Raw genomic sequence first — 13,909 nt, forward strand, 5'->3', positions numbered from 1 at the left:
CTCCCGGGAGACCGTACCTTTTTTTTCTATGTGCCGTCAGCGTGGCAGAATTGGCGGGTAGGTGCTAACCACAGGTTTCCGGCTGATCGGAATCGAGCGCAAAATCCAGGAAAAATTTCAACAAATCTTTCTGTTGCTTCTCACTCATCCCCTTCCAGATTTCGGGTTTGTCCTGATGTCGGTTGTCGTTGAAATAGGTGCGCCACTGGGCCTGGGTCTTCATCAGCGGAGAGAGCTTGCCCCCTTCACCATTTTTAGTATGGCAGCTTTTGCACGTTTTTTTGTAAACGCGCTTGCCCGAGCGCGAACTAGCAGCCACCACTGGTGCTGCCAGTGCCGCAACCACGAACAGAACCATAAATAATTGCAGTAACCTCTTCATTCAACAGCCTCCTATGAATGATACTTGTTTCACCCCCCCACCATAGGGGAATATTTCTCGGATTTATTTCCTGAGGATATCCATCGCCTTGGCCAGCGAAACCTTCATTCGATTGAAGGCGTCCGCCAACAGTTTGATTTCGTCATTCCCTTTCACGTCAAACTCGCGATCCATTTTACCGCGGCTGATCGCTTCGGCGACTTCGACGATTCTTTCGATCGGTTTGACGACGGTGCTGATCACGACACGGTCGATAATCAAAATAGCGAGCAGAAAGAGAAGACTGATGCCGCCCCCAAACAGGGCCAATTTTTTATAGGTCATCGCGTCAGCTGCTGCCATCGAGACATAAACAAAGCGACCACCAACGACATCTCCAACTTCATAGCCATAGCCTGAATCACGCCCGTACTCTTTAACCATCTCAGGATTGGCTGTTTCAGGTGTGTCGTGACACCAGATACAGCTTTTTCGTGCTTCAATGGGAACGGCAGTTGCGTAAAAGCGTTTACCGCCCTTGGTGATTGAGCCTTCCCATTTGTCGAAGTCACCTGTGTTAAAGCTGGAAATAATTGAATTTTCAAAAGAATCGGAGAGATTGTCTTTATTTAGAGGATTGGGTGACGCGACTTTGAAAACATACTCTGGATATTTTTCCTGAATAATTTTAGCAGTTTCACCCATCATGACGATGCCAACCGTGGCCGCGGGGAAGTAGGCATCGGGGAGTTGATCCATAATCTCGGGTCGGACATCGCTCGCCATAAATTCCTGGTTGGCGGACATGACGGTGGTGAAGAGCTCGGTTTTTTCTTTCGCTTCGCGGAGTGAATCACGATCGAGAAGAAAGTATCCGCCGGCGATGGCGCCGACCATCGTAATAATGTAAACCACGGATAAAATGACAAATAAACGTTTACGGATACTCATGTTTCTAAGCATACAGATCCCTCCCAGGGTGATTCAAAAGACTACTGAGTGGCAGCGTCAATAAAAGCGGCCCGATCCGAGTCAGCGATCTCGGCGGTCAAGGCAGCAATGAAGCGGGTGTAAGTGGCAGAACTCATAGGGGTGTTAGAGGTATAAGCAAGGTTGATGTAGATTTTTTCGATGAGAATTGTACCGAATGGACCGACCAGATCAATAAAGCGGGTGTTCATCGCACTGATCTGATCGACATCGATCATTTTTTCATCAACGACCAGTTCGTCAGCGACTGCCACAGTGGTTTCAGCCGAAACGGCGAGTGAAATATCATTTTCTGCCAGCGGGGCACCGCCCGCCATTTCAAACAGTTTTTGGTTGAGTGGAGCATCAAGTCGCTTGCGCGCCGGCAAACCCTTGAGGAAGTTGCTCCATTCAGCGATTTTTCCAGTAATGGCATTCAGGGTTTCCGCCGGTCCTTTTGTCCCCAGTGCCAGATAGACCGCCTGACCATCTTCAATCGAAATTTTACACAGATGATCCTCACCGACGAACTTGATGACAAGTTGGCCCTGTTGATTATCGCTAAGGTAAGTTTTTAATACCTCACCAAGATCCATCAATTTGCTCCCATGTGTTGCCTTATAGCCAGTAGCAGATCGACAGGGTTATAAGGTTTAGTGATGTATTCTTCTGCCCCTTGCTTCATCCCCCAGAACTTGTCACTGTTTTCAGACTTGGAGGTCAGCAGGATTATCGGTGTGTCTTTGAAGGCAGGGTCTTTCTTGAGGGTGCGACAGACCTGAAATCCGTTTTTGCCAGGCATAATGACGTCAAGAATGATCAGGTCGAATTTACCGGCCTTAGCGGCAGCTTCGGCCTCAAGACCATCACGGGTGATGGTCAATTCATGGTTGGTCTCTTTCAAAATTTCATTTAAGAATGCCAACTCTGTATCACTGTCTTCTGCTATCAGTATTTTTCCCATTTTGAGCCCTTCTTTCATCTGGTCGGCGTGGGGTACCCGGCTTCGCTACCGCCTGTTGGCCGACATTAAGTTACTTATATAGTAAAAACTACTCTTTTTTGCCGGGAAATATTGGGGAATATAGCACCCTTTCCTAAGTTTTTACAAATTTTAACTTGATCATGACAACTCACCTGAAACAGCTGAGATTCCTCTTTAATCAGGTGCCAATCTCTGGCCGTCAGTTCATTAATTTAACCTGCCCAGAAACACCCGGTGCCCTGGATAGGTGGTAAATCAGGCATGCTTAGACCGGAGAGTATTTTACCGGTCGGGACAGGCTTGAAATTAGAATTGGCCAGAAAAAATGCGTTTTACCCGTGTCATTTAACGTATGGAATCCCAAGCGTTTTCGGTTATGACAGATCAAAAACGATTCAGACATTGAAGACCTCTACAGAGACAGAAGGACAAAAACCCAATGGAATCAGGGGATATCTAAGCTTGTACTTCTTGATGTTACTCTCGGTATGCAACCTTTTTCGACTCCTGCAAGACAACAGGCTCGTTGATGCGCAAATTGGGCCAATCTTTTGAAGGGAACAGGAAAAAATGCTGAAATAGTTTGAGGTTTGGAACAGATCAAGGATTGTTTTTATTGGCTGCAAAATTATTGAGGGCTTCGTAGAGTGCAATCTGTTCGGCGATACTCAATTTTTTATGGCAAGCGCTCCTCAGACAGAGCTGACAGCGCTGGTCGGAACACCATTGGCACGAGCTGCAGTCGGGGCAGAGATGCTTTTGATGGTTACTCATCGTTCTATTCTAATGGCGGCAGAGGCTTGAGATCAACTTGACGCTGACGCTGAACGCTCAGGTAGACGGCTTCAATGGCTTCTGCGGCGAGCAACAGCGAAATGCCGATGGTAATTCCAGACACCGGGGGCTGAAAGCGCAGGATCGGCCACCAGATCAGTAGTAAAAAACTGCATTTGAACAGGGTAGAGTAGCCGAGAAGATCAGTCTTGTCCGCGCCGGCAAACCAGCCACGCAGCAGGTTCGTGACCGCGTACAGCAAGGGGAAGAGGGCGCAGGCTGCAAGGGGCAGACGCAGATAGTTGAGCAAACCTGGTTTAACCCCGAGGGCTTGACCAAGAATGAGTTGGGCTGCGGGGCCCGCGACGAGGGCTACCAGCAGTCCCAGCCCGAGTGCAACCATGGCGGCAAAGCGCTGCAACTGGTGGTTGTCTGCTGTTGTTTTCACCAGACTCAGATAGGCCTGTTGCAGATTCCGCATCGGGCCTGCAAGCAGAAACAGAAAGCCGCGGATTACGCCGAAAGCAGCGAGCGCCATGGGCGCATCCGGCAGCCGCCCGAGGATCGAGTTGATCAGCAGCGGAATGGTCTGCTGCAGGCACGAAGAGTAGGCGAGGGGAAAGGCGTAACGCAGGACTTCGCGAGAAGTTTTTTCACCCTGGGGGTTGACGGTCAGGGGCAGATGGACTCGCCAGGCAAAGTAGGCCATCAGCAGGGTTTCGGTGACAACACAGCTGACCAGGGCAAAGGCGCCGAGCTGGGCGCCGGCAAACCAGCGCTGTCCCAGGGCCAGATAGCCGAGTAACGCCGCAACCCGAATGCCGGTCGCGAGAGAGATCAGTGAGGTTCGGCGTGCCTGGATGACCAACCCCTGAAAAAACCCGCGCAGACCGGTGAATATGGGGAGTAACGCCAGGAGTTGCAAGGCCGCGCGCGCGGCCTGGGCAATGGCGGGGGGCACACCGAGCAGGTTGATCAGGAGCAGATCTCCTAATCGGGTATAGGCGATCAAGGCGAGCATTATCGAGACGTAGACTGCAACCAGAGCGACGAAGATCAGCACACCGCGCAACGATTGACGCCCCCTCACCATTGTGATGGTGACTGTGTGGTTCTGGTAGGATGGCGAGGCGATAAACAGGTGAACGACCATTGCTACCGACATGCCGGCGAGAGCAGTGATGTAATCCGTATAACGGGCGAGAGTCGCGTTGATAATGGTGTGCGACAGGCTCATCAGCTGCACATTAAGCAGCAGCGGGAAAAAGAACAGGGAAATTTCGCGCAGACGCAGGGGCGGACGGTTCATCTACTGACCAGTAGGCGCCCAAGCTCCGCGACGGAGGATACGCAATAGTCGGGGGTGTCACCACCTTGATTACCGTAGCCCCAGGTGCAGAAGCAGGCAGGGATGCCAGCGGCTTTTGCCGCGCGCAGATCGGTGTGGTGATCCCCGATCATCAGGCTGTTTTTCGGGCTGGTGTGTAATTGACGCAGAGTTTCAAGCAAGGGTGCGGGGTCAGGTTTTTTGGTCGAGCAGCTGTCACCACCGAGGACGAGCTGAAAATAGCGCGCGAGACCGAGGGCGTCGATCAGGTCGATGGCCATCTGATGCGGTTTATTGGTTACTACCGCCATTAGGCAGGAACCAAGATTTTCGAGCATCTCCGGGATGCCCGGGTAGGGGGTGCTCAGCTCACAGAGGTGTTGATGATAGTGACTGAGAAACCGTTCGAGTTTCTCGGGGTCATAGGCTCCCTCCGGGAGCGCACGTCGCACCAGGGCGGTGGCACCATCGCCGATATAGGAGCGGACCCGGGATACGGCAAGGGGTGGCAGACCGAGGTCAGCCCGCAGCAGGTTGATCGCGGTTGTCAGGTCAGGGAGCGAATCGACCAGGGTACCGTCCAGATCGAAGAGCAGACAGGTTTGGGCCATCTGCCTAATCCCTAGCGCCGAAGATAGCGGTGCCGACCCTGACCAGGGTGGCTCCTTCTTCAATGGCCACGCTAAAGTCATGACTCATCCCCATAGACAATTCCTGCATCTGCAGGTTCGGCAGATTCTCCGCCGCGAGGCTCTCGCCGAGTTGACGCAGGCGACGGAAATAAGGGCGCACTTCTTCGGGATCATCATAGTAGGGTGGAAGGGTCATCAGGCCGCGTACCTGCAGATGAGGGAGCGCACAGATTTTGCGTGCAAGATCGAGCGCCTCGGTTTCATCAGCGCCACTTTTACTCGTTTCACGGCCGAGATTAAACTGCAGCAGAATCTGGGCCGTCGCATCGATCTTGCCCCACTGGGAGCTGATCTCTCTCGCCAGGGAATAGCGATCGACAGAATGGATAAGGGCGGTTTTACCGCGTAGATATTTGACCTTGTTCCCCTGCAGCCCGCCGATAAAATGCCACTCCAGCGGTAGCTGCAGTGCCTCAACCTTTTGCGTGAACTCCTGGACGTAGCTTTCGCCGAAGATCTGCTGGCCAGCAGCATAGGCTTCACTTATGACCTGTCCAGGTTTCTTCTTGCTGACCGCAACCAGGCGCACAGTCTTTGGATCCCGTCCACACTTCTGGCAGGCGATTTTGATCTGCTCGCGGATGCGGGACAGGTTGGCAGCGATTTCACTCATGGCGAAAACCTTGACTCAGACGGGTTGCGATAAACAGGGAACCGGGGCACCAAGGGCTTCGAGCCCCTGCACCACTTCACACAGCGGGAGTCCGACGACGTTGCTGTAGCTCCCCTCGATACGGCTGACCATGAAGGCGCCCAAACCCTGAATGGCGTAGGCCCCGGCCTTGTCGACCGGCTCCTTGGTGTCAATGTAGCCGCTGATTTCGGCAGCTGTCAATGAGCGGAAGGTGACGCGGGTGGTGACCGCCCCGGCGCGATTTTCACCAGTGCAGCGGTCCAGAATCGCATAACCGGAGAGGACCTGGTGGGTGCGACCTGACAGTGCACGCAACATGCGCGCGGCGTCCTCTTCATCACGCGGCTTGCCGAGGATCTCAGCGTCGAGCAGCACGATGGTGTCGCTGCCGATGATCCAGCGGCCATCGATGTCGTCACGGGTTGAGACCTCGCGGGCTTTTTCGAGGCTGAGACGGATCACGTGTTCTTCCGGGGTTTCACCCGGCATTTCCCGTTCTTCGGCCAGGCTGGGGATAATTTCAAAGCTGAAACCGACCTGACGCAGAAGTTCATTACGGCGGGGTGAGGCCGAGGCGAGGATGATGGTGTTTTCCATTAGTGTTGCTCCGGATGATTTGACGGATTTGAGATACCCTGAACCTCTGCCCACCAGGCGGGGAGGGCTTCAAGCGCGCGCGCGGCCATCGCCAGGCGCCGGTCGGCGCGTTTGATCTTAGGTCCTTCAAAGGGGGGGAAGAGTCCGTAATTGACATTCGAGGGTTGAAAATTATTGGGGTCTGCCGTTTGCAGATGGTTCAACAGGGCGCCGAGCGCCGTAACTGCCGGAGGTGGCGAAAGGCTGCGACCCAACTGCTCGGCCGCGACAAAAATTCCGGCCAACAGTCCGCAGGCGGCCGATTCGACATAGCCTTCGACGCCGCTGATCTGCCCGGCCAGGGTGATATGCGGGGCCTTGCGCAACTGCAGGCGCGGATTCAGTTCCCTGGGGGCATTGACAAAGGTGTTGCGGTGCATGCTGCCCAGGCGCTCAAACCGCGCATTCGAAAGCCCTGGAATGCTGCGGAAGATCCGTTGCTGTTCGGGGTAGGTCATTCTGGTCTGAAATCCGACCAGATTGTAGCTGCTGGCGTGACGGTTATCCTGGCGCAGTTGAATCACAGCATAGGGAATATAGCCGGTGCGCGGATCGGGCAGCCCGACCGGTTTCATCGGTCCGAAGGCAAGAGTCTGTCGGCCGCGGGCCGCGATCTCTTCAATCGGCATGCAACCTTCAAAATGGATCAGCTTTTCAAATTCGCGGCCGGCGACCTTGTCGGCTGCCAGCAACTCGCTGACAAACTGTTCATATTCCTCACGGCTTAAGGGACAGTTGATGTAGTCGTCCCCTCCTTTGTCGTAGCGGGACGCACGCCAAGCGACGCTGAGATCGATGGAATCCGCTTCAATAATTGGCGCAATAGCGTCATAGAAATAGAGATGTTCGGCGCCGATCAGCTGCACCAGCTGCTGAGAGAGGGCCTCCGAGGTGAGTGGCCCTGAGGCGAGAATTGTCGGCCCGTCGACCGGCAGGCTGGTGACTTCCTCACGGAGCAGTTCAATTCGCGGGTTGGCGGCAATCTTTGCGCTGATGTAGCGCGAAAACTCCTCACGATCAACCGCCAGCGCTCCACCCGCCGGGACTTCGGTGGCATCAGCCGCTTCGATGAAGAGTGAGCCGATGCGGCGCAGCTCGTCTTTCAAACAGCCGACGGCGTTGTTCATCCCGGCCCCGCGCAGGCTGTTGGAACAGACCAGCTCAGCCAGCTGCTCGGATTGATGGGCGGGCGAAAACTTGAGGGGCTTCATTTCGTAGAGTCTGACGTCCAGCCCGAAATTCGCCAGAGTCCAGGCCGCTTCACAGCCAGCCAGTCCGGCGCCGATGATCCTGATGGGCATGTTGGGTCCTTGTGCAATGAATCAAAACAGGAAACCGGTCGAACCTGCAGGGCTCGACCGGTCGTTATGCCATATATTACCAGAATTCAGGCGTCTTTAGGGGTCGCCTTTTTTGCCGGACTCTTTTTGGTGGTGGCTTTTTTCGCGACCGTCTTCTTCGTCGCGGTCGTTTTGGCAGTGGTCTTTTTCGCGGCCGTTTTTTTGGTCACGGTCTTAGCCGCGACCGGTTTCTTATCCGGTGCGATTAATTCCTTTTCCCAGCCACAACCCTCTTGCGGGCAGCGCTGTACGGTTCCCCAGCGCTTGGTGGTTTTGATCTCGGTCAGGGGCCAGGCGCATTTGGGGCAGGCTTCGGCCTTCGGTGGATTCCACAGCGCATACTTGCATTTGGGGTAGCGGTTGCAGGAGTAGAAGATTTTGCCAAAGCGGCTCTTCTTCTCCATCATCTCCCCCTCTTTACACTGCGGGCAGCTGATGTCGAGGGCCTTCGGTTTTTCCAGCGGCTGAATGTTCTTGCATTCAGGGTAGGCGCTGCAGCCGAGGAACTTGCCGAAGCGCCCCTGTTTGATCTGCATCTGCGCGCCACACTTCTCGCACTTCTCTTCAGAGAAGACCGGTTCTTCGGCGCTTTGGCCATCACTGGCGAGGGGTTCGGTGTGACGGCAGTCGGGGAAACCGCTACAGGCCATAAAGCGCCCGGCGCGACCCAGTTTGATGACCAACGGCTTGCCGCAGTTCGGCTCAGGGCAGAGTTGGTCGGTCTTTTCGGTGGTGACGTCGGCCTTGCTGACCTCTTTATCCTTGACCTGAAGCAGGGCAATAAAGGGTTCCCAGAACTGCTTGACCGCCGGAATCCACTGTTTTTCGCCGCGTGAGATCGCATCCAGCTCCTCTTCGAGCCCGGCGGTAAATTCATAGTCAACATATTGGCTGAAATGATCGGTCAGCAGCTTGGAGACGACCTTGCCGACATCTTCAGGGAAGAAGATACGTTTCTCAAGGCGGACATACTTGCGCGTTACCAGGGTGTTCATAATGCTGGCGTAGGTGGATGGGCGCCCGATGCCGTACTCTTCAAGCATCTTGACCAGGCTCGCTTCTGTAAAGCGTGGTGGAGGCTGGGTAAAATGCTGTTCGGGGAGCAGTTGCTGCAAGTTGAGGTTTTCCCCTTCTTCGAGGGCCGGCAGCAGACCTTCCTTGTTCTCGTCGTCCTCGTTGTCAGTCCCCTCAATATACAACGCCATGAACCCGGCAAATCGGATGATCTGGCCGCTGGCACGGAAGCTATAGTCAGGGCCGGCGGCGATATCGACCGTGGTGGCGTCAAAGATGGCCTGGGCCATCTGGGAGGCGACGGTGCGCTTCCAGATCAGTTGATAGAGGCGCAGCTGGTCAGAGGTGAGGTAAGCCTTGAGCGATTCCGGTGTCCGCGCGACAGAGGTCGGACGGATCGCTTCGTGGGCCTCCTGGGCATTTTTACTCTTGTTCTTGAATATCCGCGGCTCATCGAGCGCGAACTCCTTGCCGTAGAGCTTGCAGATCACCTCATGCGCTTCACCAGTGGCAAGGGTTGAGAGCGCGACCGAGTCGGTTCGCATATAGGTGATCAGACCGTGAGTGCCGTCATCGACTGCGATCCCCTCGTAGAGCTTCTGCGCGGTCGTCATGGTCTTGCGCGCCGAGAACCCGAGCTTGCGGCTGGCTTCCTGCTGCAGTGTGCTGGTGGTAAACGGCGGGGCCGGATTCCGCTTGCGTTGCTTTTTTTCGAGCTTGGCAACCCGCCAGGCGGCGCCATGCAGATCGCTCAGAACCGATTGGGCGGATTTCTCTTCGGGAAGCGCGAACTTGTCGAGTTTTTTCCCCTCTTTACTCTGCAGATGAGCGCGGAAGGGCTCTTGGCCGCTATTGGTCAGGTCGGCTTCGATGCTCCAGTATTCGCGGGGCTCAAAAGCCTCGATTTCGGACTCGCGCTCACAGACCATGCGCAGGGCGACAGATTGCACGCGCCCGGCTGACAGGCCGTAGTGGATCTTCTTCCACAGAAAAGGGGAGAGGTTAAAGCCGACCAGATAGTCGAGGATCGAACGTGCCTGCTGGGCATCGACCATGTCGCGGGCGATAGCTCGCGGAGCAGCCATGGCGGCATCGATGGCGGACTTGGTGATCTCATGGAAAGTGACCCGGCTGACTTTGGGGTTGTCTCCCTTTTCATCAATCCCCAAAGCTTCCAGAAGGTGCCAGGCGATCGCCTCCCCTTCACGGTCAAGGTCGGTTGCGAGGATCAGTTCGGTGCTGTGCGCAACCTCTTTCTTGAGAAGATCGATGTGCTTCTGGCTTTCGGGAAGAACATGATATTTGGGCATGAAGTCATGATCGACATCGACCGACCCCTGCTTACTCGGGAGGGCGCGTACGTGACCGTAGGACGCAAGAACTTTGTACCCTTTGCCGAGAAATTTTTCGATGGTTTTCGCCTTGGCCGGCGATTCGACGATGACCAGTGATTGGGCCATGAAACTTTCCTCTCGCCAGGGATGTATGATCCCCGGGAACGTAAAAAGGCTACGCAGTATGCAGCCTGAAGCGCTCTGTTAATGGTAGATGCGGGTCCAGTCTTCGGACATCATGCAATCGATCTCCCGCTGCCACTGATTACTGTTTCTTGTCAGTAAGGCGAGGGCGGTCAGGATTTTTATCTCCTGCAGACTGACCGGTTCTTCGGCCGCGATCATGATGCGGTCAAGGAGTTCTTCTTCAATTTCATCATTAATCAGGCCGATACTGCGCAGCCGGACCAGAAAGCCCCGGGCATCGGTCTCGATCAGACGACATTCTTCAGGAGTAAAAATGCGTGAGGTTTTTGAGGAGGAGCTGATGTCGATTTCACGCTGCAGCTTTGGTTGGGGCAGATCGAGTGCGGTAGATTCCATCCATGAAAAAGCATCATTGATCTCCTGGGCATCAAACCCCTCGGACATCAACTCGGCGACCAGTTCCTGTTCGCTGATCTGGGCCCCTTTGGCACCCATGACATATTTGGCGATGAGATTAACGATTGCTAGAACGCGCTCTCGCAAGAGACCTCCATCGATAGTTGATTATATGCACTGAAGGGAAGTCATGGCAGATTTTAGGTCATGTAACTGGCCTATCGGCTGCGGATATAACGCCCGCCAGGCAGGGTCTGAACTCCTCCCCGGAGCTCTAGGTCGAGTAAAATAGCGGAAACCTCCATGGGAGTCAAGCCACTGGCGCGGCCGAGCTCATCAGCATGTTGCGGCTCAAAATCGAGGGTTTGATAGAGCTTGAGCGTCTTCCCTTCAAGCTGTGCCATGAAGCGTTCTTCTTCTTTGCGTACTTTATTGGTAGGAAGGTCTGGCCAGAGTGACTGCAAAATATCTTCTGCTCCGGTGACGAGTTGCGCTCCTTCTTTGATGAGACGATTGGGGCCGAAGCTGGTCACATTCTTGACCCCGCCGGGAACGGCGAAGAGTTCGCGTCCCTGCTCCAGCGCAAAGTCTCCGGTGATCAGCGAACCGCTGCCAGCGGCGGCTTCGACGACGAGGACCCCGCGCGATAAGCCACTGATAATCCGGTTGCGACCCGGGAAGTGCCCGGCCAGAGGCTGTATTCCAGGCGGAAACTCGGAAACAACAGCGTTGCGTTCTAATATCATCTGGAAGAGTTTCAAGTTTTCCGGAGGGTAGACGCAATCAATGCCGCAGCCGAGGACGGCAATTGTATTCCCTTCTGCCTGTAAGGCTCCATGGTGTGCGGCGGTATCGATCCCGCGGGCGAGCCCGCTGATGATGGTGACGCCGCGCTGGGCCAGATCTGCTGAAATCTCTCTGGTCAGCTGCAGACCGGCGGCGGTAGCACGCCGCGAACCGACAATCGCAAAACCCTCGCCGACGGGGAGCGTTCCGCGCAGATAGAGGAGCGCCGGCGGATCATGAATATGGCGCAGATACGCGGGATAGTTTTCATCCCAGAAAGAGATTAACCTGACGGAGAGTTGTTTGAGGGTTGCGAGCCCTTTGAGCAGGGCGGGGTCATCTTGAGATAGAATCGAATTGGCCAGCCGTGGCGGGAGATGCGCCATGCGTACCAGTTCCTCAGGTGGAGCGGTCAGCGCCATGCGAAAGCTGCCAAAGTTTTTCTGCAACTTGAAAAGAGCGGTCCGCCCGATCCCCGGTGACATATGCAGTCGAAACAGGCTGAGTTTTTCCTGATCCATCTCCCCCTCCGTCTATGTGATTTTCAGCAATGGAAAAGGGATGGGGTTTTTAGCCCATCCCTCTTTTTGTTTGTTTTTGTCAAATATGCGGTTAACTACTCGCTGGCGGCCATCACGTGGTCACCGATATGCATTTCGGAGGTGCTTTTGAACAGCAGTGCGGCGGAACTCAAGTCGCGGGTTTTGATCACCAGTGCCGCCCCAAGAAGTGCGTCCGGGAGCTGCAACTCTTTGTGCTCTTTACCGGCCAACGCGGTTGGTTTGCGCGGCCGAGACACGTAGAGAATATTCCCGACCTGAAGGCCGGTCTTTGAGCCGAGGTCGACATAGATGATGTCATCCTGGGCCAGGGTCTGTTTGCTCTGTTGTCCCGATACGATAACCCCGTGCAGGTCGCCGTTCGCCTTTTTAAGTTCTATATCGTGGACAGGCTCAACATATTCAAAGAGTTCCGCCCCGCGTTCAATTTCACGATAGACATCGCCGATCTTGCCAACGACTGTGTTGCCGTTGATGGCGGTCACCTGAACAAATCCGAGATCGTACATCATGGTCCCGAATGGCTTTTTTGTGACGGGGTGTTTAATTTCAGGGCCGCGACTGAACAGGCTGTATGTGTCGCCGATGACAACCTGAGCCGGGTTCTCCATGTTGAGAAAGACCATGTCATTCCGGGTCAGCAATACGCGGCCATCAACCGAATCGACCAGGGTGCCGAGTGCTTTTTCATCGGTCAGGATAAATCCTTCTCCACTGGTGGTGGCTTTTAGGAATTTAACGGGTTTGTCAGGTTCTGGAGTGACGACGGATGTTTCAGCGACAGGTTCCGGTGTCTCGACAACTGGCTTCGGCGGCTCGATCGCTGGTTCCGACTTGGGTTTTTGTGCGCCTGAATATTCAGGGATCAGTTCAATCCGACCGTTATAAAGGCGAATTTTCTGTCCTGGATAAATCAGATGCGGATTGGTGATGTCGGGATTTGCTGCCCAGAGAGTAGGCCAGTAATAGGGGTCTTTGATGAAACGTTCAGAGATACCCCACAGAGTATCCCCTTTCTTGATCGTGTAGGTGCGGGACTCTGCGGCCAGGGCAGCAATCGACGGCAGACCGATAAGCAGGAACAGCAGTAAAAGCAAGACACGGATCTGTTTATTCATGGTCTCCTCATTTTGCCAAGAGAAAGTATTTCCATCAGCGCGTATCTGTACTGCGCATCAGGCGTTTCAGCTCAGGACTTTCAGGGTAGTTTGTACTCAGCATCTGCAGCATGGCCGCGGCTTTATCTTGGTCGTTGATCTCATGATAATAGCTGACCAGACGGGCCATTGCCGCCGGAGCCTTCTGCTGTTCCGTTGGAGTGTCGATTATTTTAAGGAGCAGGGTTTCCCCATCTTTGGTTTTATGTTGGGCCAGCAATGCCTCCGCCAGCCAGTAGTTGGCATTTGCCAGATATTCATGATCGGGGAAGCGCTGAATAAAGGTTCTGAATCCACTTTCAGCCTCTGCCATCTGCCCGGTTGCAATTGCCGCGAAGGCTTCCATGTAGAGTTCGGCCGCTTCAGAGATCGGGGCCGGCTCTGTCGTAGCAATCACTTTTGGTGCCTGTAATTGTGTCGGTTCCTTGACCTGTGAGGACGGAACTGGTGTTTGCAGGGCTGGTGTAGCTGCCTGCGGCTGCAGGCTCGTTAATTGTTGAGTCAACTGCGCAAGCTGCTGGGCCTGTTGCTGCTGAACCTTGATGAGTTCGTCAATCCGCTGTTGTAACCCGTTTGAGGCTTGCGGAGTGGCGCATCCGCCCGTCTGCATCAGAAGTGCGAACAGAACCAGCATGATTGGCGAACGCAAGATTTGAAATGGTCTCTGCATATTAATCCGATAGGTTTTTATTAATTCGTAAAAATTATAGGGTTATTAAGAGGTTGTCAAGTTATTCGCGTTGCAGAAGATACACCTTCTGGTCCCGACTGTGTTATTCTCGGCCCCCAAACAAACG

General features: G+C 54.4%; 14 protein-coding genes. All 14 read right to left on the bottom strand.

Annotated elements, in window-relative coordinates:
- Nucleotides 1-64: 64 nt before the first annotated feature.
- Nucleotides 65-382 carry a c-type cytochrome gene (locus tag D888_RS0103845; protein ID WP_020675214.1) on the bottom strand — a complete coding sequence of 106 codons (318 nt, stop codon included), beginning with the start codon at nucleotides 380-382 and terminating at the stop codon, nucleotides 65-67.
- A 63-nt stretch (nucleotides 383-445) separates the two neighbouring features.
- Nucleotides 446-1,324: a c-type heme family protein gene (locus tag D888_RS0103850; protein WP_156826940.1), complete on the bottom strand. Its 879-nt coding sequence runs from the start codon at nucleotides 1,322-1,324 to the stop codon at nucleotides 446-448.
- Nucleotides 1,325-1,353: 29 nt separating this feature from the next.
- The gene (locus D888_RS0103855; protein ID WP_020675216.1) at nucleotides 1,354-1,926 is read right to left on the bottom strand and encodes a DUF8082 domain-containing protein; all 573 of its coding nucleotides are present in this window, start codon (nucleotides 1,924-1,926) and stop codon (nucleotides 1,354-1,356) included.
- Complete coding sequence (locus D888_RS0103860; RefSeq protein WP_026362201.1) at nucleotides 1,926-2,294, bottom strand: response regulator; 369 nt, start codon at nucleotides 2,292-2,294, stop codon at nucleotides 1,926-1,928. The genes D888_RS0103855 and D888_RS0103860 overlap by 1 nt, the downstream gene beginning before the upstream one ends.
- Before the next feature lie 799 nt (nucleotides 2,295-3,093).
- Complete coding sequence (locus tag D888_RS0103865) at nucleotides 3,094-4,398, bottom strand: MATE family efflux transporter (RefSeq protein WP_020675218.1); 1,305 nt, start codon at nucleotides 4,396-4,398, stop codon at nucleotides 3,094-3,096.
- Nucleotides 4,395-5,027 carry an HAD family hydrolase gene (locus tag D888_RS0103870; RefSeq protein ID WP_020675219.1) on the bottom strand — a complete coding sequence of 211 codons (633 nt, stop codon included), beginning with the start codon at nucleotides 5,025-5,027 and terminating at the stop codon, nucleotides 4,395-4,397. Before D888_RS0103870 ends, D888_RS0103865 begins: the two co-directional genes overlap by 4 nt.
- Nucleotides 5,028-5,031: 4 nt before the next feature.
- The gene (locus tag D888_RS0103875) at nucleotides 5,032-5,721 is read right to left on the bottom strand and encodes a YggS family pyridoxal phosphate-dependent enzyme (RefSeq protein WP_020675220.1); all 690 of its coding nucleotides are present in this window, start codon (nucleotides 5,719-5,721) and stop codon (nucleotides 5,032-5,034) included.
- A 15-nt stretch (nucleotides 5,722-5,736) separates the two neighbouring features.
- Entirely contained in the window at nucleotides 5,737-6,339 is a 603-nt protein-coding gene (locus D888_RS0103880) for a Maf family protein (RefSeq protein ID WP_020675221.1), read from the bottom strand.
- On the bottom strand, nucleotides 6,339-7,679 hold the full coding sequence (gene trmFO / locus D888_RS0103885) for a methylenetetrahydrofolate--tRNA-(uracil(54)-C(5))-methyltransferase (FADH(2)-oxidizing) TrmFO (RefSeq protein WP_020675222.1): 1,341 nt from the start codon (nucleotides 7,677-7,679) through the stop codon (nucleotides 6,339-6,341). The genes D888_RS0103880 and trmFO overlap by 1 nt, the downstream gene beginning before the upstream one ends.
- 86 nt (nucleotides 7,680-7,765) lie before the next feature.
- On the bottom strand, nucleotides 7,766-10,192 hold the full coding sequence (topA, locus tag D888_RS0103890; protein WP_020675223.1) for a type I DNA topoisomerase: 2,427 nt from the start codon (nucleotides 10,190-10,192) through the stop codon (nucleotides 7,766-7,768).
- Between the two features lie 78 nt (nucleotides 10,193-10,270).
- Nucleotides 10,271-10,756, bottom strand: a complete 486-nt coding sequence (locus tag D888_RS0103895) for a DUF494 family protein (protein ID WP_020675224.1) — start codon at nucleotides 10,754-10,756, stop codon at nucleotides 10,271-10,273.
- Between the two features lie 71 nt (nucleotides 10,757-10,827).
- Nucleotides 10,828-11,916, bottom strand: a complete 1,089-nt coding sequence (gene dprA, locus D888_RS0103900) for a DNA-processing protein DprA (RefSeq protein ID WP_020675225.1) — start codon at nucleotides 11,914-11,916, stop codon at nucleotides 10,828-10,830.
- 95 nt (nucleotides 11,917-12,011) lie between these two features.
- Nucleotides 12,012-13,073 (bottom strand): LysM peptidoglycan-binding domain-containing protein, encoded by a 1,062-nt coding sequence (locus D888_RS0103905; RefSeq protein ID WP_020675226.1) that lies wholly within the window; start codon nucleotides 13,071-13,073, stop codon nucleotides 12,012-12,014.
- A 34-nt stretch (nucleotides 13,074-13,107) separates the two neighbouring features.
- Complete coding sequence (locus D888_RS0103910) at nucleotides 13,108-13,782, bottom strand: tetratricopeptide repeat protein (RefSeq protein ID WP_020675227.1); 675 nt, start codon at nucleotides 13,780-13,782, stop codon at nucleotides 13,108-13,110.
- Nucleotides 13,783-13,909 lie beyond the last annotated feature (127 nt).

The organism is Geopsychrobacter electrodiphilus DSM 16401 (assembly GCF_000384395.1).
GTDB classification, from domain to species: Bacteria; Desulfobacterota; Desulfuromonadia; order Desulfuromonadales; family Geopsychrobacteraceae; genus Geopsychrobacter; species Geopsychrobacter electrodiphilus.

Excerpts from the sequence above, each read along its gene's own strand:
- D888_RS0103845 (WP_020675214.1), bottom strand. The coding sequence starts at position 382 with ATGAAGAGGTTACTGCAATTATTTATGGTTCTGTTCGTGGTTGCGGCA.
- D888_RS0103850 (WP_156826940.1), bottom strand. The coding sequence starts at position 1,324 with ATGCTTAGAAACATGAGTATCCGTAAACGTTTATTTGTCATTTTATCC.
- D888_RS0103855 (WP_020675216.1), bottom strand. The coding sequence starts at position 1,926 with ATGGATCTTGGTGAGGTATTAAAAACTTACCTTAGCGATAATCAACAG.
- D888_RS0103860 (WP_026362201.1), bottom strand. The coding sequence starts at position 2,294 with ATGGGAAAAATACTGATAGCAGAAGACAGTGATACAGAGTTGGCATTC.
- D888_RS0103865 (WP_020675218.1), bottom strand. The coding sequence starts at position 4,398 with ATGAACCGTCCGCCCCTGCGTCTGCGCGAAATTTCCCTGTTCTTTTTC.
- D888_RS0103870 (WP_020675219.1), bottom strand. The coding sequence starts at position 5,027 with ATGGCCCAAACCTGTCTGCTCTTCGATCTGGACGGTACCCTGGTCGAT.
- D888_RS0103875 (WP_020675220.1), bottom strand. The coding sequence starts at position 5,721 with ATGAGTGAAATCGCTGCCAACCTGTCCCGCATCCGCGAGCAGATCAAA.
- D888_RS0103880 (WP_020675221.1), bottom strand. The coding sequence starts at position 6,339 with ATGGAAAACACCATCATCCTCGCCTCGGCCTCACCCCGCCGTAATGAA.
- trmFO (WP_020675222.1), bottom strand. The coding sequence starts at position 7,679 with ATGCCCATCAGGATCATCGGCGCCGGACTGGCTGGCTGTGAAGCGGCC.
- topA (WP_020675223.1), bottom strand. The coding sequence starts at position 10,192 with ATGGCCCAATCACTGGTCATCGTCGAATCGCCGGCCAAGGCGAAAACC.
- dprA (WP_020675225.1), bottom strand. The coding sequence starts at position 11,916 with ATGGATCAGGAAAAACTCAGCCTGTTTCGACTGCATATGTCACCGGGG.
- D888_RS0103905 (WP_020675226.1), bottom strand. The coding sequence starts at position 13,073 with ATGAATAAACAGATCCGTGTCTTGCTTTTACTGCTGTTCCTGCTTATC.
- D888_RS0103910 (WP_020675227.1), bottom strand. The coding sequence starts at position 13,782 with ATGCAGAGACCATTTCAAATCTTGCGTTCGCCAATCATGCTGGTTCTG.